16 protein-coding genes are annotated in these 16,232 nt (G+C 70.4%); 7 read left to right on the forward strand and 9 right to left on the reverse strand.

Annotated features, from left to right (window positions below; translation table 11 throughout):
- Window positions 1-20 precede the first annotated feature (20 nt).
- Window positions 21-671, reverse strand: a complete 651-nt coding sequence (locus ACFY61_RS20840) for an HAD family hydrolase (RefSeq protein ID WP_389473930.1) — start codon at window positions 669-671, stop codon at window positions 21-23.
- Window positions 672-753: 82 nt separating this feature from the next.
- Between ACFY61_RS20840 and ACFY61_RS20845 the strand changes: the two genes are divergently transcribed.
- Window positions 754-1,620, forward strand: a complete 867-nt coding sequence (locus ACFY61_RS20845; protein WP_389473931.1) for a GNAT family N-acetyltransferase — start codon at window positions 754-756, stop codon at window positions 1,618-1,620.
- A 15-nt stretch (window positions 1,621-1,635) separates the two neighbouring features.
- A complete protein-coding gene (locus ACFY61_RS20850; protein WP_389473932.1) occupies window positions 1,636-2,103 on the forward strand; it encodes a GNAT family N-acetyltransferase in 468 nt (155 codons plus the stop codon).
- A gap of 43 nt (window positions 2,104-2,146) precedes the next feature.
- Here ACFY61_RS20850 and ACFY61_RS20855 read toward each other — a convergent pair whose 3' ends face one another.
- Window positions 2,147-3,550 (reverse strand): serine hydrolase domain-containing protein, encoded by a 1,404-nt coding sequence (locus ACFY61_RS20855; protein WP_389473934.1) that lies wholly within the window; start codon window positions 3,548-3,550, stop codon window positions 2,147-2,149.
- Between the two features lie 64 nt (window positions 3,551-3,614).
- Between ACFY61_RS20855 and ACFY61_RS20860 the strand changes: the two genes are divergently transcribed.
- Window positions 3,615-4,190 (forward strand): dihydrofolate reductase family protein, encoded by a 576-nt coding sequence (locus ACFY61_RS20860; protein WP_389473936.1) that lies wholly within the window; start codon window positions 3,615-3,617, stop codon window positions 4,188-4,190.
- Window positions 4,191-4,218: 28 nt separating this feature from the next.
- Here the strand turns inward: ACFY61_RS20860 and dnaB are convergent, their stop codons facing one another.
- Entirely contained in the window at window positions 4,219-5,697 is a 1,479-nt protein-coding gene (gene dnaB, locus ACFY61_RS20865) for a replicative DNA helicase (RefSeq protein WP_389473938.1), read from the reverse strand.
- A gap of 434 nt (window positions 5,698-6,131) precedes the next feature.
- On the opposite strand from dnaB, the gene ACFY61_RS20870 reads away from it, so the two are divergent.
- On the forward strand, window positions 6,132-7,469 hold the full coding sequence (locus tag ACFY61_RS20870) for an MATE family efflux transporter (RefSeq protein WP_389473939.1): 1,338 nt from the start codon (window positions 6,132-6,134) through the stop codon (window positions 7,467-7,469).
- 70 nt (window positions 7,470-7,539) lie between these two features.
- On the opposite strand, the gene rplI is transcribed toward ACFY61_RS20870, so the two are convergent.
- The 4 genes from rplI to rpsF form a co-directional block, all read right to left on the reverse strand.
- Window positions 7,540-7,986 (reverse strand): 50S ribosomal protein L9, encoded by a 447-nt coding sequence (gene rplI, locus ACFY61_RS20875; RefSeq protein ID WP_389473941.1) that lies wholly within the window; start codon window positions 7,984-7,986, stop codon window positions 7,540-7,542.
- A gap of 18 nt (window positions 7,987-8,004) precedes the next feature.
- Window positions 8,005-8,241, reverse strand: coding sequence for a 30S ribosomal protein S18 (gene rpsR, locus ACFY61_RS20880; RefSeq protein WP_005315025.1), 237 nt, complete (start codon window positions 8,239-8,241; stop codon window positions 8,005-8,007).
- 43 nt (window positions 8,242-8,284) lie between these two features.
- Complete coding sequence (locus ACFY61_RS20885; protein ID WP_389473943.1) at window positions 8,285-8,878, reverse strand: single-stranded DNA-binding protein; 594 nt, start codon at window positions 8,876-8,878, stop codon at window positions 8,285-8,287.
- A gap of 75 nt (window positions 8,879-8,953) precedes the next feature.
- The gene (gene rpsF, locus ACFY61_RS20890) at window positions 8,954-9,244 is read right to left on the reverse strand and encodes a 30S ribosomal protein S6 (RefSeq protein WP_004950685.1); all 291 of its coding nucleotides are present in this window, start codon (window positions 9,242-9,244) and stop codon (window positions 8,954-8,956) included.
- 223 nt (window positions 9,245-9,467) lie between these two features.
- Here rpsF and ACFY61_RS20895 point away from each other — a divergent pair, with 223 nt between their 5' ends.
- From ACFY61_RS20895 to ACFY61_RS20905, 3 genes are all read left to right on the forward strand, one after another.
- Window positions 9,468-9,788, forward strand: a complete 321-nt coding sequence (locus ACFY61_RS20895) for a hypothetical protein (RefSeq protein ID WP_389473945.1) — start codon at window positions 9,468-9,470, stop codon at window positions 9,786-9,788.
- 107 nt (window positions 9,789-9,895) lie between these two features.
- Window positions 9,896-11,014 (forward strand): lipid II:glycine glycyltransferase FemX, encoded by a 1,119-nt coding sequence (locus ACFY61_RS20900; RefSeq protein WP_389473947.1) that lies wholly within the window; start codon window positions 9,896-9,898, stop codon window positions 11,012-11,014.
- Window positions 11,015-11,034: 20 nt separating this feature from the next.
- Entirely contained in the window at window positions 11,035-12,066 is a 1,032-nt protein-coding gene (locus ACFY61_RS20905; RefSeq protein WP_389473949.1) for an alanine racemase, read from the forward strand.
- Here the strand turns inward: ACFY61_RS20905 and ACFY61_RS20910 are convergent.
- Together ACFY61_RS20910 and ACFY61_RS20915 are read right to left on the reverse strand one after the other, a co-directional pair.
- Window positions 12,053-13,510 (reverse strand): glycosyltransferase family 87 protein, encoded by a 1,458-nt coding sequence (locus ACFY61_RS20910; RefSeq protein ID WP_389473950.1) that lies wholly within the window; start codon window positions 13,508-13,510, stop codon window positions 12,053-12,055. The two genes, ACFY61_RS20905 and ACFY61_RS20910, sit on opposite strands and share 14 nt — an antisense overlap.
- 31 nt (window positions 13,511-13,541) lie before the next feature.
- Window positions 13,542-16,199: a transglycosylase domain-containing protein gene (locus ACFY61_RS20915; RefSeq protein WP_389473952.1), complete on the reverse strand. Its 2,658-nt coding sequence runs from the start codon at window positions 16,197-16,199 to the stop codon at window positions 13,542-13,544.
- Window positions 16,200-16,232 lie beyond the last annotated feature (33 nt).

A 16,232-nucleotide genomic window follows, 5' to 3' on the forward strand; every position in this document is an offset into this window, starting at 1 on the left:
GCTTCGAACCCCCTTTCCTCCTAAGATGCCCCAACTCCCGGGCGTGGGAGGGCCGCGAGCTGGTAGGCCTCCCTCAGGTCCCGCCCCTCGTACACGTGGGTGGCCCGCGCCGCCAGGTACGGCCGCGCGTTCACCGCCACCGAGACCGGGACGGCCCCGAACAGAACGGAGTCGGTCATCGAGTCCCCGTACGCCACGCAGGCGGCCCGGCCCACTCCGAACCGTTCGCACAGCCGGTCCGCGACGGTCAGCTTGCCCTCGGGGGTGAGGATCCCCGCCTCCTCCACCGGCTGCGTGAACGGAACCCGGGGGAAGACCGACCCGTGGGCGGCGTGCGCGCCCCACTCCAGGAGCAGCTCCACGAAGAAGGAGGGGGACAGGGAGATCACCGCGCAGTACTCGCCGCGCTCCTGGATCTCCTGCCACACCTCCCGGATGCCCGCCAGCCACGGCGACCCGTCGAAGGCGGCGCGGACGTGCTCGGGGCGCAGGTCGGCCCAGAGCTCCCACAGGCGCACCGCGAAGCCGGCCGGGCCGATCTCGCGGGCGCTGAAGGACCGCTCCAGCGCGGCGATCTCAGCCGACAGCCCCAGCTGCCGGGAGATCTCCACCGGTGCCGCCGAGCCGTACATCAAGGTCCCGTCGAGGTCGAACAGGTGAAGACGCGTCATAGGCGTCGAGGCTAATCGGTCTGTTTCACGTGAAACACCAAATCCTCTGGACGACCTCCGCCCGGTGATCCACTCTGGCCCAGTGACACCATCACACCTCACCGACCTGCCGATCCGGCCGCTGACCGTGGACGATCGCACCCGCTGCGCCGACCTCTCGGAAGACCGTGAATGGCACCGCGAGGAGCGCAAGTGGGGGCTCCTGCTCACCGCGGGCACCGGATACGGCATCGACGCACCGGACGGACACGGCCTGGCCGCGGCCTGCACCGTCACCCACTACGGCACCGGCCCCGATCTCGCCGCCATCGGCATGGTCCTCGTCGCCAAGCGCTACGCCCGCCAGGGCCTGGGACGCCGGTTCATGACCACCATCTGCGACGAGGTCCTGGGCGGTGTCCCGCTCACCCTGCACGCGACCCCGTACGGGCGCCCCCTCTACGAGGAACTGGGCTTCACCACCGTCGGCCACGCCGAGATGCTGCGCGGCGCCTTCCGGCCCGACCCGGGCGTGGACACCTCCGGGGTCCGGCCCGCGACCGCCGCGGACCTCCCGCGCATCCTGGACCTGGACCACGAGGTGCTGGGCACCGACCGGACCCACCTGATCACCCGTCTGCCGGCCTTCGCGGACCGGCTGCTGGTCGCCCAGGACGCCGCCGGCGCCCTCACCGGCTACGCCGCGGCCTGGCCCAACACCGACAGCGACGTGATCGGCCCCCTGGTCGCCCCGGACACCCGGACCGCCAAGGCCCTGGTCAGCACCCTCGCCCGGGGCACCGACCGGGCCCTGCGCACGGACGTCGACGTACGCCACGCCGAGTTCGTCGAGTGGCTCGCCGCCCGCGGCCTCGAACCCGTCGCCCGCAACGCGGTGATGACCCGCTCGCTGCCCGAACTGCCCGGCCGCTGGACGCACCGGTTCGCACCGCTCACCGTCGCCGCCTGACCCGAAGGAACCACCATGACCCCGTCCCCGGCCACCGGACTCGGAATCCGGCCCGCCACCGAAGCCGATCTGCCGGACATCGTCGCGATGCTCGCCGACGATCCGCTCGGCGCCACCCGCGAGTCGCCGGACGACCTCGCGCCTTACGCGGCGGCGTTCAAGAGGCTCGCGGAGGACCCCAACCAGCGGGTCGTCGTGGCCGAACGCGAGGGCCGGGTGGTCGGCACCCTCCAGCTCACCCTGATCCCGGGCATCTCGCGCAGGGGAGCGACCCGCTCGGTCGTGGAAGGGGTCCGCGTCCACGCCGACGAACGGGGCAGCGGCCTCGGCACCCTCTTCATGGAGTGGGCCATCGAGGAGTCCCGCCGCGAGGGCTGCCGGCTGGTCCAGCTCACGTCCGACGCCAGCCGCACCGACGCCCACCGCTTCTACGAGCGGCTCGGTTTCACCGCCTCGCACGTCGGCTTCAAGCTGGAGCTCTGAGCGGACCGGCCGGCCCCCGGGCGGGTGCCGGCCGGCGCCCGCCTCAGCCGATGCCCCGCCAGCCCGCCGGGTCCACCCCGCCGGGCACCGGCGCCCCCGCGTCGTACGGCAGCCGGGTGAACACGAACGAGCCGAGGTCCAGGTGGCTCAGCGAGCCGTCCGGTCCGCGGACCACGCGCAGGGTCTCCCCCGTGTAGTAGCCGGAGAGCCCGACCCAGGTGCCGTCCCCGGCGGGACGGAACCGGGCGGCCCGGCCGGTCACTCCCAGCGGGCCGAGCTCCAGCAGTCCGTCCGCGCCCAGCCGCAGGCCGAACGGGGTGGTCCCCCAGTACCAGGGGCCCACGACCTCAAGGGACACCGGATCGGCTTCCCGGAACGGCCGCCAGGGCTCCGGGATGCGCGGCTCCGCCTCCGCCACGATCCGCAGCAGGTCGCCCGCCACCGTCATCGGGGGCAGTCCTGAGGTGCAGTTGGCCAGCACCACCGCTGCCACGTCGTCCGCCTCGCTGAACCACAGGCCCGCGACGAACCCCGGCAGCGAACCCCCGTGACCGGCCCACGACCGCCCGTCCACCTGCAGCAGCTGGAGGCCCAGCCCGTAGCCGAGCTGCGCGTTGCCCGCCTCCGGCGGCGCGGCCGGCGTACGCATCTCGCGCACCGACTCCGCGCTCAGGACCCGGTCGTCGCCCCGGGTCAGGAACATGGCGAACCGGGCCAGGTCGCGGCTGGTCGACCACAGCTGACCGGCCGCGGCCATCAGCCCCAGGTCCTCCATCGGCTCGGGCATCATCACGTCCGCCCAGGGATGCACCGCCCAGCCGCCCGCGTGGGGCTGCCGGGGCTCCGCACTCGTCCGGTCCAGGCCCAGCGGCTCCAGCACCTCGGCCCGCAGCACCTCCTCCCACGGCCGCCCGCGCACCGCCTCGACCAGCGAACCCAGCAGGGTGTAGCCGGGGTTGGAGTAGTGGAAGAGGCTCCCGGGAACGTGCTTGAACGGCTGCTCCCCCAGCACGTCCGCGAGTTCGGGCCGCTGCCCGGCGGGGGTCCGCTCCCACCACTCGCCCGGGGTCTCGGCCGCCAGACCGGCCGTGTGCGACAGCAGCTGGGCGATCGTCACCTCACCCACGCCGGTGCCCGGCAGGTGCTTCTCCAGCGGGTCCCCGAGCTCCAGCAGCCCCTCGTCGCGCAGCCGCATGACGAGGACCGCGGTGAAGGTCTTGCTGATCGAACCGATCCGGTACTGCACGGACCCGTCCGGCCCGTGCCCCTCCGTCATCGTCCGGGCCCCCTCCCAGACGACCTCCCCACCGCGGCCCACGGCGGCCACCAGCGAGGGCGCCCTCCCCTCGGCCTGGGCCACCGCGATCCGGTGCAGCAGCGAACGACGTGTGGTGGGCAACAGCGCGACGTCTTCGGGCACATCCGTCACGCCCGTGTGAGTTCTCATGGCTCCTGCATAGAGCATGGCACCGCCTACCCGCAGCTCCATTTGATCCGTGACAGGCTTGGCCATGCGCACACTGATCTACGGCATGAACCAGTCCCTGGACGGTTACATCGCCGCGGCCGGCGACGACATCGGCTGGAGCGGTCCGCCGAGCCCCGAGCTGTTCCGGTGGTGGCTCGACCACGAGCGGGCGAGTGGCCTGTCGCTGTACGGGCGCAAGCTGTGGGAGGCGATGAGCTCCTACTGGCCGGCCGGCGACCAGCAGCCGGGTGCCACCCCGGCGGAGATCGAGTTCGCGCGGAACTGGCGGGACACACCGAAGGTGGTGTTCTCCTCGACGATCGACGAGAACACCACCCTCGGCTGGAACACCCGCCTGGTCACCGGCGACGCGATCACCGAGATCGCCCGGCTCAAGGCCGGGGACGGCGGCCCGATGAACATCGGCGGTGCGACGCTCGCCGGGGCGGCCGTGCGCGCCGGGCTGATCGACGAGTACGTGATCGCCACCCATCCGGTCCTGGTGGGCGGCGGCACGCCGTTCTTCACCGCGCTGGACGGCTGGGTGGACCTGGACCTGGTGGAGACGCGGACGTTTCCCGGCGGCGTGGTCCTGACCAGGTACGGGACGAGGCGCTGAGCGACCCGGCAGCCGGTGGGGCCGTGGACTACGTGTTGGCCATGTCCACGAACCGCGAGTAGTGGCCCTGGAACGCCACGGTGATGGTGGCAGTCGGACCGTTACGGTGCTTGGCGACGATCAGGTCCGCCTCGCCCGCGCGGGGCGACTCCTTCTCGTACGCGTCCTCGCGGTGCAGCAGGATGACCATGTCGGCGTCCTGCTCGATGGATCCCGACTCACGCAGGTCCGAGACCATCGGCTTCTTGTCCGTACGCTGCTCCGGGCCACGGTTGAGCTGGGACAGCGCGATCACCGGCACCTCCAGCTCCTTCGCCAGGAGCTTCAGGTTCCGGGACATGTCCGAGACCTCCTGCTGACGGCTCTCGGGACGGCGGGCGCCGCCGGACTGCATCAGCTGGAGGTAGTCGATGACCACCAGCTGGAGGTCGTTGCGCTGCTTGAGCCGGCGGCACTTGGCCCGGATCTCCATCATCGACAGGTTCGGCGAGTCGTCGATGAACAGCGGCGCCGCCGACACGTCCGGCATCCGCCGGGCCAGCCGCGTCCAGTCGTCGTCGGTCATCGTGCCCGAGCGCATGTGGTGCAGGGCCACCCGCGCCTCGGCCGACAGCAGACGCATCGCGATCTCGTTGCGGCCCATTTCGAGGGAGAAGATGACGCTGGGCAGGTTGCTCTTGATCGAGCAGGCCCGGGCGAAGTCCAGGGCCAGCGTCGACTTGCCCATCGCGGGACGGGCGGCGATGACGATCATCTGGCCCGGGTGCAGCCCGTTGGTCAGCGAGTCCAGGTCGGTGAACCCGGTCGGCACGCCGGACATCTGCCCGCTGCGCGAGCCGATCGCCTCGATCTCGTCGAGCGCGCCCTCCATGATGTCGCCGAGCGGCAGGTAGTCCTCGGAGGTCCGCTGCTCGGTGACGGCGTAGATCTCGGCCTGGGCCTTGTTCACGATCTCGTCGACGTCGCCGTCGGCCGCGTAACCCATCTGTGTGATCTTCGTACCGGCTGCCACCAGCCGCCGCAGCACCGCCCGCTCGTGGACGATCTCCGCGTAGTACTCGGCGTTGGCCGCGGTGGGCACCGACTGCACCAGGGTGTGCAGGTACGAGGCGCCGCCGACCTTGCCGATCTCGCCCCGCCGGGTCAGCTCCGCGCCGACGGTGATCGGGTCGGCCGGCTCGCCCTTGGCGTACAGGTCGAGGATCGCCTGGTAGATCGTCTCGTGGGACGGCCGGTAGAAGTCCTGGCCCTTGAGGACCTCGACCACGTCCGCGATCGCGTCCTTGGACAGCAGCATGCCGCCGAGCACCGACTGCTCGGCGTCCAGGTCCTGCGGGGGTACCCGCTCGAAGGCGCCGCCGCCGTCCCAGGAGCCGCCCTCGCGGCCGCGCTCGTGCTGCTCGTCGCCGCGACCCCGGCCCTCGCCCCGGCGCTGACGGGAGACGGGCAGACGGTCACCAGGACCACTGTCGGCCCAGGGATCGTCCAAGGGCTCGGAGATGCTCACCGGGCCGCCTCCTCCCGTCCGCCACGCGGACCTCGCCGTGCCACTCTTTCTACGACACGGCTCTGACAAATGGGGCGCCCGGAACCGCTCTCGGCGGGTCGGGCAACGCACAACGGTAGGGCCGCGGACGGCGTCAGCCAATCTTGTTATCCACAGGGTGTGTGGATGAGATGTGGATGACGCGGCGGAAGCTGTGGGTAACCCGCTCCGTCCTGTGTACGGACCGGGGGACGACACTGTGGACAAAATCACCTGGGCCACCCCGTTACCCCATCTGACCTGCAATTTCTCCATCCACGGGCTGTGGGCGCAGAAAATAATCCGAGGCGGCCCCGCTCACGCGCACGAGCGGCCGCCGGAACCCGCGCACCAGCTCGACGGTAAGGGACCAAAGGTCATTGCACTTATTACCTGTGGAAGATTAGATTGAGCGCATGACACAGGCTCCCCCCACCCCGAAGACCGGCCCGGGGCGGCACGACCGCGAGATCCTCGCGCTCGCCGTCCCCGCCTTCGGCGCACTCGTCGCCGAGCCCCTCTTCGTGATGGTGGACAGCGCCATCGTGGGGCACCTCGGCACCCCCCAGCTGGCCGGGCTCGGCGTCGCCGCCGCCCTCCTCACCACCGGCGTCAGCGTCTTCGTCTTCCTCGCGTACGCCACCACCGCCGCGGTGGCCCGCAGGGTGGGGGCCGGCGACCTCCAGGCCGCCATCCGCCAGGGCATGGACGGCATCTGGCTGGCCCTGCTGTTGGGCGCCGGTGTCGTCGCCTTCCTCCTGGCCACCGCCCCCTGGCTGGTGGCCGCCTTCGGGACCTCGGACACCGCCACCCCGCACGCACTGACCTACCTCAGGATCTCCGCACTCGGCGTACCCGCCATGCTCGTGATCCTGGCGGCCACCGGGGTCCTGCGCGGCCTCCAGGACACCAGGACCCCCCTCTACGTGGCGGTCGGCGGCTTCGCCGCCAACGCGGCCCTCAACGTCGCCCTCGTCTACGGCGCCGGACTCGGCATCGCCGGATCCGCCTGGGGAACCGTGGCCGCCCAGTGGGGCATGGCAGCCGCCTACCTGTTCGTGGTCGTCCGCGGGGCCCGGAAGCACGACGCCTCCCTGCGGCCCGACGCGGCCGGCATCCGGGCCTGTGCCCAGGCCGGCGTACCGCTGCTGGTGCGGACCCTCTCGCTGCGCGCCGTCCTGATGATCGCCACGGCCGTCGCGGCCCGGCTGGGCGACGCGGACATCGCCGCCCACCAGATCCTGCTCTCCCTGTGGAGCCTGCTTGCCTTCGCCCTGGACGCCATCGCCATCGCGGGCCAGGCCATCATCGGCCGCTACCTGGGCGCCGGGGACACCGAGGGAGCCAGGGCCGTCGGCCGTCGCATGGTCCGGTGGGGCATCGTCTCCGGCCTCGTGCTGGGACTGCTGGTGATCGTCACCCGGCCGCTGTTCATCCCGCTGTTCACCTCGGACCCGGCGGTGGAGGCCGCCCTGCTGCCGGCCCTGCTGGTCGTCGCGGTCTCCCAGCCGGTCTCCGGGATCGTCTTCGTCCTGGACGGGGTCCTGATGGGCGCGGGGGACGGCCCGTACCTGGCGGGGGCCATGCTGGTGACCCTGGCGGTGTTCACCCCGGCGGCCCTGCTGGTGCCGGCCCTCGGCGGAGGGCTGACCGCCCTGTGGTGGGCGATGACGCTGATGATGCTGGTCCGGATGGTCACGCTCCAGCTGCGGGCCCGCTCGGGCCGCTGGCTGGTCACCGGCGCTACGCGATAGGCGTCGTGTTTCACGTGAAACACGACGAAGGGCCGCACCCCGAGGGGTGCGGCCCTTCGCTTCGCAGCACTTAGGCGGCGACGACCTCGATGCCCACGTTCGCGGCCACCTCGGTGTGCAGACGCACGGAGACGGTGTACGAACCCAGGGTCTTGATCGGGGACGCCAGCTCGACGCGGCGCTTGTCGACCTTCGGACCACCGGAAGCCTCGATCGCCGTGGCGATGTCGGCCGGGGTCACGGAGCCGAAGAGACGGCCGGCGTCACCCGAGCGGGTGGCCAGACGGACCTTCGTGCCCTCGAGCTTGGCCTTGACCTCGTTGGCCTGCTCGATGGTCGCGATCTCGTGGATCTTGCGGGCGCGGCGGATCTGCGCCACGTCCTTCTCGCCACCCTTGGTCCAGCGGATCGCGAAACCACGCGGGACCAGGTAGTTGCGAGCGTAGCCGTCCTTGACGTCGACGACGTCACCGGCGGCACCGAGGCCGGACACCTCGTGGGTCAGGATGATCTTCATCAGTCGGTCACCCTTTCCTTAGCGCGCGGTGGACGTGTAGGGCAGCAGCGCCATCTCACGGCTGTTCTTCACGGCCGTGGCGACGTCACGCTGGTGCTGCGTGCAGTTGCCGGTGACGCGGCGGGCACGGATCTTGCCGCGGTCGGAAATGAACTTCCGCAGCATGTTCGTGTCCTTGTAGTCCACGTACGCGGTCTTGTCCTTGCAGAACGCGCAGACCTTCTTCTTAGGCTTGCGCACAGGCGGCTTCGCCATGGTGTTTCTCCTGTGTGATCAAGAAGTTTGGGTACGGGCCGCCCTAGAAGGGCGGCTCGTCCGAGTAGCCGCCGCCGGAGCCGCCGGAGTTTCCACCCCAGCCGCCTCCGCCGCCTCCGCCGCCCTGCTGGCCGCCGGCCGGGGCGCTGGACGCCCAGGGGTCGTCGGAGGGAGCTCCGCCGCCCTGCTGACCGCCGCCGGAGCTACCGCCCCAGCCGCCGCCACCGCCGCCGCCCTGCTGGCCGCCGCCGTATCCACCCTGGCCACCGCGACCGGAGGTCTTGGTGACCTTGGCCGTGGCGTTGCGCAAGCTGGGGCCGACTTCCTCGACGTCCAGCTCGAAGACCGTGCGCTTGACGCCCTCGCGGTCCTCGTACGAGCGCTGGCGGAGCCGGCCCTGTACGACGACGCGCATGCCGCGCTGGAGCGACTCGGCGACGTTCTCAGCCGCCTGCCGCCACACCGAGCAGGTCAGGAACAGGCTCTCGCCGTCCTTCCACTCGTTGGTCTGGCGGTCGAAGGTGCGGGGAGTGGACGCGACGCGGAACTTCGCGACCGCCGCACCCGAGGGGGTGAAGCGCAGCTCGGGGTCGTCGACGAGATTGCCGACGACCGTGATGACGGTCTCGCCTGCCATGGATGAACCTCTCGGCGGGGATTGCTTCTGGCTGCTTGTGCTACTCGGACCCGATTACCGCTGAACCGAAGGGGTTCAGTGGGTCTCGGGACGGAGGACCTTGGTCCGGAGGACCGACTCGTTCAGGTTCATCTGGCGGTCGAGCTCCTTGACGACCGCAGGCTCGGCCTGCAGGTCGATGACCGAGTAGATGCCCTCGGGCTTCTTCTTGATCTCGTAAGCGAGACGACGACGGCCCCAGGTGTCGACCTTCTCCACCTTTCCGTTGCCCTCACGGACGACGGAGAGGAAGTTCTCGATCAGCGGGGAGACAGCGCGCTCCTCGAGATCGGGGTCGAGGATGACCATCACCTCGTAGTGACGCATGTGGAACCCACCTCCTTTGGACTCAGCGGCCACGGTCGTTCCGTGGCAGGAGGGTCGTGATGCGTGCCGCACGGTGTCGGTGCCCACGAGGGCAGACACCAGTGCAGACCGTACAGAGTACCCGGTCGGGTCCTTGCGGTTGAAATCCGGCGGGGGAGGCACACAATCTGTAGGCATCGGGCTTGCTCGGTGCTATGCCCGCTTCAGCCAGGAGGTGCCGGCCATGGCACAGGCAATGCGACCCCAGCAGCAGTCCCCCATCTCCCTCCTGTCCACCGACCACAAGGCCCATCCGCTCCAGGACGCCCTCCTCGCGGCGACCCTGGTGCTGGGCGCCGTGGCGTTCATCACGGCGTTCTTCCACGAGCTGCACCTGCTGACCTCGTGGGCCGGCCTGTTCGGCATCCTCACCGGGGCGTACGGACAGTTCGTCTCCGAGACCACACGCGAGCGCTTCGGCATGATCATCGGGCTGGGCGCCGCCGGTATCGGCTTCTACCTGGGTATGGCGAACGGCGGACTGTTCGGCGGCGTGCTGGGCTAGCCGGGGCACCTCCGGCGGGGGTGCCGCCCGTCCCCCGGATGGGTGGCGCCCTTGTCGCAGTAGGCTTCGCGGCATACCCAGCGAAGCCGCCGGAGGAGACGCCCCGCATGAGCCTGTCCCTGAGGACCATCAGCCGAGAGCAGCATCTGGCCTATCTCCAGAGCCTGCCCTCGGCGAGCCACTGCCAGGTCCCGGCGTGGGCCGACGTGAAGAACGAGTGGCGTTCCGAGAACCTCGGTTGGTTCGACAAGAGCGGTGAACTGGTGGGCGCCGCACTGGTGTTGTACCGCCAGCTGCCGAAGGTGAAGCGCTACCTGGCCTACCTGCCCGAGGGCCCGGTCATCAACTGGTACGCCCCCAATCTGGACGAGTGGCTCCAGCCGATGCTGGCGCACCTGAAGCAGCAGGGTGCCTTCACCGTGAAGATGGGCCCGCCGGTGGTCATCCGCCGCTGGAACGCGGCCGCCATCAAGGCAGGCATCCAGGACCCCGAGGTCAAGCGCCTGCGGGACGTGGAGCCCTCGCACATCGAGCCGCGCGCCTTCGAGGTGTCCGACAAGCTGCGCCGCATGGGCTGGCAGCAGGGCGAGGACGGCGGCGCCGGCTTCGGTGACGTCCAGCCGCGCTACGTCTTCCAGGTGCCGCTGGCGAACCGTTCCCTGGACGACGTCCTCAAGGGCTTCAACCAGCTGTGGCGCCGCAACATCAAGAAGGCCGAGAAGGCCGGCGTCGAGGTGGTCCAGGGCGGTTACGAGGACCTGGGGACCTGGCAGCACCTCTACGAGATCACCGCGGAGCGGGACAAGTTCCGTCCGCGTCCCCTCAGCTACTTCCAGCGCCAGTGGACGGCCCTCAACTCCGAGGACCCCAACCGGATGCGGCTCTACATCGCCAAGCACGAGGGGGAGCCGCTGGCCGCGGCCACCATGCTGACCGTCGGCCAGCACGTCTGGTACTCGTACGGCGCCTCGGCCAACCACAAGCGTGAGGTGCGGCCCTCCAACGCCATGCAGTGGCGGATGCTGCGGGACGCCTACGCGCTCGGTGCCGGCGTGTACGACCTGCGCGGCATCAGCGACACTCTGGACGAGAACGACCACCTGTTCGGTCTCATCCAGTTCAAGGTCGGTACCGGCGGCGAGGCCGTCGAGTACGTCGGCGAGTGGGACTTCCCGCTGAACAAGCTGCTGCACAAGGCGCTCGACATCTACATGTCGCGCCGCTGAGAGAGAGGGTCGGAACGGACATGGCGCTCACGCTCTACGTCGACACCGCGCGCTGGCGTGCGCACCAGAAGCAGGTGTCCGACCAGTTCCCGGGTCTGATTCCGGTCTGCAAGGGCAACGGCTACGGCTTCGGGCACGAACGGCTCGCCGAGGAGGCGACCCGGATGGGCACGGACGTCCTGGCGGTCGGCACCACGTACGAGGCCGCGAAGATCAAGGACATGTTCAGCGGCGACCTGCTGGTGCTCACCCCGTTCCGGCGGGGCGAGGAGCCGGTGCCGCTGCCGGACCGGGTGATCCGCTCGGTGGCCTCGCTGGAGGGGCTGCGCGGGCTGCACGGCGCGCGGGTGGTCATCGAGTGCATGAGCTCGATGAAGCGGCACGGGGTCAGTGAGGCCGATCTGGCGCAGCTGCCGTCGGCCATAGAGGACGTCCGCCTGGAGGGCTTCGCCCTGCACCTGCCGCTGGACCGCCCGGACGGCTCGGACGCCGTCGAGGAGGTCATCGGCTGGATGGACCGGCTGCGGGCCGCCCGGCTGCCGCTGCACACGATGTTCGTCAGCCATCTGCGGGCGGAGGAGCTGGTCCGGCTCCAGCAGCAGTTCCCGCAGACCCGTTTCCGGGCCCGCATCGGCACCCGGCTGTGGCTGGGCGACCACGACGCGACCGAGTACCGGGGGGCGGTGCTGGACGTGACCCGGGTGGCCAAGGGCGACCGCTTCGGCTACCGGCAGCAGAAGGCCGCGTCGGACGGCTGGCTGGTGGTCGTGGCCGGCGGTACCTCGCACGGGGTGGGCCTGGAGGCGCCCAAGGCGCTGCACGGCGTGATGCCGCGGGCGAAGGGCGTGGCCCGGGCCGGTCTGGCGACGGTGAACCGGAACCTGTCGCCGTTCGTCTGGGCGGGCAAGCAGCGCTGGTTCGCGGAGCCGCCGCACATGCAGGTGTCGATCCTGTTCGTTCCCTCTGACTCGACGGAGCCGAAGGTGGGCGACGAGCTGGTGGCGCACCTGCGGCACACCACCACCCAGTTCGACCGGGTCATCGATCGCTGACGCCCCACTCGACCCGCTGACCCTCCGAGGGCGCCGCCTGCCGCGGCGCCCTCGCGGCGTTCGGGAGCACGAACACGTCGGGGGCCCGGTCGAGGACCCCGCCGGAGGGGTCGTCCGATCCGTCCCGGCGTACGGGGTCCTTCTCGGGCAGCAGGACGTCGCGTACGACCACGGCGCACAGGTAGAGGGTGGCCAGCAGGTGGGCGGCGATGGCCAGCTGGTAGCCCTCGACGGGCAGACCCTGGTGCTTGTCGCCGCTGGTGGTGTAGGCGAGGTAGGTCCAGATCCCGAGGAAGTAGACGACCTCGCCCGCCTGCCAGATCAGGAAGTCGCGCCAGCGGGGGCGGGCGAGGGCGGCGAGCGGGATCAGCCAGAGCACGTACTGCGGTGAGTAGACCTTGTTGGTCAGGATGAACACGGCGACGACCAGGAAGGCGAGCTGGGCGAACCGGGGCCGGCGCGGGGCGGTCAGCGTGAGTACGCCGATCCCGGCGCACAGCAGCAGGGTGAGCGCGGTGGCGTAGGTGTTGGCGCCTTCGAGGGGGTTGCCGGTGCGCTGGGAGATCAGCAGCCAGACGGAGCCGAAGTCCACGGGGCGTTCCTGGCTGAAGGTGTAGAACTTCGTCCAGCCCTCCCAGGCGCCGAGCATGACGGGCAGGTTCACCAGCAGCCAGGAGCCGGCCGCGCCCAGGAAAGCGGTGGCCCAGGCCCGCCATTTCCCGGCCCGCCAGCACAGCACGAACAGCGGTCCGAGCAGCAGGACGGGGTAGAGCTTCGCGGCGGTGGCCAGGCCGATCAGGATGCCGAAGGCCAGTGCCCGGCCGCGGGACCACATGAGCATCGCGGCGGCGGTCAGGGCGATCGCGAGGAGGTCCCAGTTGATGGTGGCGGTGAGGGCGAAGGCCGGGGCCAGGGCGAAGAGCAGGGCGTCCCAGGGGCGGCGGCGGTGGGTGCGGGCCACGCAGACGGCGATGACGGCGGCGCAGGCCATCAGCATGCCGGCGTTGACCATCCAGTAGATCTGCTCGCGGTGCTGCATCGAGCCGCCGCCGGGGGTGAGCCAGGAGGCGACCTCCATGAAGAGGCCGGTGAGGACCGGGTACTCCAGGTACTCCATGTCGCCGGGGAGCCGGTCGAAGTACGGGGTGAGGTCGTCGGCGAAGCCGCGGACCACGTACAGGTGCGGGATGTCGGAGTAGCAGGCGTGCGTGTACTGGGAGCTGGCGCCCTTGAACCAGGCCCAGTCGTAGCAGGGCAGCTTCTGCACCATGCCCAGGGCGAACATGCCGAGGGCGACGAGGACCACGACCCGGACGGGGTTGAGCCAGTGGCCGCCGAGCAGCGCGTGGCGGCCGAGGGGGCCGCCGATGATCCCGCTGCCGGCGGCCGCCACCTCGTCCTGCCGGGTGGGTGGTACGGGGTGGTCCTCGTGCACCTTGGTCATGCGTTCATCCTGCCGTACCTCCGGTGGCGGGTCAGTCGCCGCCGCTGGTGAAGCCCCAGGTGGTGCCGGTACTTGTGCCGCCGTCGGTGGTACCGCCGGTGGTGGTGCCCGTACTCGTGCCGCCGGTGGTGGTGCCCGTACTGGTCCCGCCGGTGGTGGTACCGCCGTTGGTGGTGCCGCCGGGGCGGCCCGGACGGGTGGTGCCGGTGGGCGTCGGGTAGGTGGGCCCGCCGTTGGTGGTGCCCGCGTCGGTGTTGCAGTCCCACTGCCAGGGCCTGCAGGTGGGCTTGCCGCCCTTGCTGGGGGTCGGCGTCGGCGTGGGCGTGACCTCGGGCGTCTTGGTCGCCGAGGTGGTCGGCGTCGGAGTGGGCGTCGGCGTCGGGCTGGGAGCGCCGTCGCCGTCGGCGGTGACGCCGATGTCCTCGGCCTCGGGGAAGTCCTTGACCGGGGTGCCCTTGAGTGCGGCCTTCATGTACTCGGTCCAGATCTCGGCCGGGATGTCACCACCGTGGATGGAGGGGATCCCGCCGACGTTCTTCATGGACTCGAGCTTCTTCTCCTTGGCGTTGGGGTCGGTGCGGAAGAGGGTCACCGCGGTCGACAGCTCGGGGGTGTAGCCGACGTACCAGGCCGACTTGTTCTCGTCGGTGGTACCGGTCTTGCCGGCGGAGGGCCGGCCGAGCTTCTGGGCCTTCTTGCCGGTGCCGTTCTCGACGACGTTCTCGAGCACCTTGGTGATGTTGTCGGCGATCCCGTTGCTCATCGCGCGCTCCGCCTTGGGTGCCTGGAACCCGTCGAGCTCCTGGCTCTTGTGGATGACCTTGGTCACCGAGTACGGCTCGTGGTGGGTGCCGGAGGCGGCGAAGGTGGCGTACGAGTTGGCCATGCGGATGGCGCTCGGGGTGGAGGTGCCCAGGGCGAAGGAGGCGTCGTTGTTGGGGTTCATCGACTCGTCGAGGATGCCCGTGGCCGCGGCGACCTTGCGGACCTTGTCGTGGCCGACGTCGAAGACGAGCTGGGCGAACGGCACGTTGATGGACTTCTCCATCGACTCGTTCAGCGTGACGAAGCCGTAGGGGGTGGTGCTCTCGTTCTTCTGCCGGAACGGCTTGCCCTTGGCGTCGCGCAGCGGCTTGCCCTCGCGGTTGTTGATCACCGTGAGGTCGTTGGCCATGTACTTGCTGTCGGCCGAGATGCCCTCGCCGTCGGAGTTCTTGGTGCCGTACTCCATGGCCGCGGCCAGGACGTACGGCTTCCAGGTGGAGCCGACGGGGACGCCGGTGGTGTTGGCGTTGTTGTTGAAGTACTTCTGGTCCCAGCCGGGGCCGCCGTACAGGGCGACGATGGCGCCGGTCTTCACGTCCACCGAGGCCGCGCCGAACTGCACGTGCGTGTCGTACTCGGGTCGCGCGACCGGGTCGAGGAAGTCCTTGCGGGTGTCGTCCACGGCCTTGGTCAGGGCGTCGACCTTGTCCTTCTTGAAGGTGGTGTAGATCCGGTAGCCGCCGAGGGCCAGCTGTTCGACGGTCAGCTGCTTGGACTTCATGACGTACTGCTTGGCGGTCTCGACCAGGTAGCCGGTCTGGCCGGACAGCGAGCGGGCCTGCTCGGAGTCGATGAGCTTGGGGAAGCCCGCGACCTTGAGCTGGTCGCGCTCGTCGGAGGTCATGCGGCCGACCTCGACCTCGCGGTCCAGGACCCAGCTCCAGCGCTTCTCGGCGCGCTGCCGGTTGGCCTCCGGGGTGGCCGCCTCGCCGATGCCGCCGTCCGGGTTGTAGAGGTTGGGGCCCTTGAGGACCTGGGCGAGGAAGGCGGCCTCGGAGGGGTTGAGGTGCTCGCAGTCCTTGCCGAAGTAGGCGCGCGAGGCGGCCTGGATCCCGTAGGCGTCGCGGCCGTAGTAAGCGGTGTTGAGGTAGCCGGCGAGGACCGTGTCCTTCTCCTCCGTGAACCCCAGCTTGAGCGAGATGAAGAGCTCGGTGACCTTGCGCTTGAGGGTCTGCTCGGAGCTCAGGAAGCTGTTCTTCACGTACTGCTGGGTGATCGTCGAGCCGCCCTGGGTGGAGCCGCCGGTGGCCATGTTGTACACGGCCCGGCCGATGCCCATGGGGTCGACGCCCTTGTCGGTCTCGAAGGACTCGTTCTCGGCCGCGATCACGGCGTTACGCATGGACTTCGGGATCTTGTCGATGCTGACGATCTGGCGGTTGGTGCTGCCGCCGGTCGCCGCCATCTGGGTGCCGTCGGCCCAGTAGTAGACGTTGTTCTGCGCTTCGGCCGCCTTGTGGGGGTCGGGCTTGCCGACCATCGCGATGCCGATGCCGGAACCGACCGTCACGATGGCGAAGAAGCCCAGTGCCGTACCGCCGACCAGCTTCCAGGACGGCAGGAAGCGCTGCCACCCGTCCTTGTCGGAGCGGGGGTAGTTGATGAACCGCTTGTCCTGGGGGCCGCCGCGTCTGCCCGAGCCGCCGCCCCGGCCGGAGCGCTGCTGGGCGGCACGCCGGGCGTCGGCGCGGCCTCCGGGGGCCTGCGGTCTTCCGTACGGGGCGCCGTAGGGGCCGCTGGGCGAGGCGGTCGGGACGTTGCGTCCGGGCACGGTGCCTCGGCCGGGGCGCTGCTGGGCGGCCCGGCGGGACGCTGCGCGGCCGCCGCCCTGCGGCTGCGGCGGTTTGCGGCGGTGCTCGCTCATGGCGCACAGACTACGCACGCTCAAAACTCACTC

It is taken from the genome of Streptomyces sp. NPDC012888, assembly GCF_042900645.1.
Taxonomy (GTDB): domain Bacteria; phylum Actinomycetota; class Actinomycetes; order Streptomycetales; family Streptomycetaceae; genus Streptomyces.

Bases quoted from the DNA above. Each gene is read 5' to 3' on its own strand.
- ACFY61_RS20840 (WP_389473930.1), bottom strand. From the start codon at position 671: ATGACGCGTCTTCACCTGTTCGACCTCGACGGGACCTTGATGTACGGC.
- ACFY61_RS20850 (WP_389473932.1), top strand. From the start codon at position 1,636: ATGACCCCGTCCCCGGCCACCGGACTCGGAATCCGGCCCGCCACCGAA.
- ACFY61_RS20855 (WP_389473934.1), bottom strand. From the start codon at position 3,550: ATGAGAACTCACACGGGCGTGACGGATGTGCCCGAAGACGTCGCGCTG.
- ACFY61_RS20860 (WP_389473936.1), top strand. From the start codon at position 3,615: ATGCGCACACTGATCTACGGCATGAACCAGTCCCTGGACGGTTACATC.
- ACFY61_RS20870 (WP_389473939.1), top strand. From the start codon at position 6,132: ATGACACAGGCTCCCCCCACCCCGAAGACCGGCCCGGGGCGGCACGAC.
- rplI (WP_389473941.1), bottom strand. From the start codon at position 7,986: ATGAAGATCATCCTGACCCACGAGGTGTCCGGCCTCGGTGCCGCCGGT.
- rpsR (WP_005315025.1), bottom strand. From the start codon at position 8,241: ATGGCGAAGCCGCCTGTGCGCAAGCCTAAGAAGAAGGTCTGCGCGTTC.
- ACFY61_RS20885 (WP_389473943.1), bottom strand. From the start codon at position 8,878: ATGGCAGGCGAGACCGTCATCACGGTCGTCGGCAATCTCGTCGACGAC.
- rpsF (WP_004950685.1), bottom strand. From the start codon at position 9,244: ATGCGTCACTACGAGGTGATGGTCATCCTCGACCCCGATCTCGAGGAG.
- ACFY61_RS20895 (WP_389473945.1), top strand. From the start codon at position 9,468: ATGGCACAGGCAATGCGACCCCAGCAGCAGTCCCCCATCTCCCTCCTG.
- ACFY61_RS20900 (WP_389473947.1), top strand. From the start codon at position 9,896: ATGAGCCTGTCCCTGAGGACCATCAGCCGAGAGCAGCATCTGGCCTAT.
- ACFY61_RS20905 (WP_389473949.1), top strand. From the start codon at position 11,035: ATGGCGCTCACGCTCTACGTCGACACCGCGCGCTGGCGTGCGCACCAG.
- ACFY61_RS20910 (WP_389473950.1), bottom strand. From the start codon at position 13,510: ATGACCAAGGTGCACGAGGACCACCCCGTACCACCCACCCGGCAGGAC.
- ACFY61_RS20915 (WP_389473952.1), bottom strand. From the start codon at position 16,199: ATGAGCGAGCACCGCCGCAAACCGCCGCAGCCGCAGGGCGGCGGCCGC.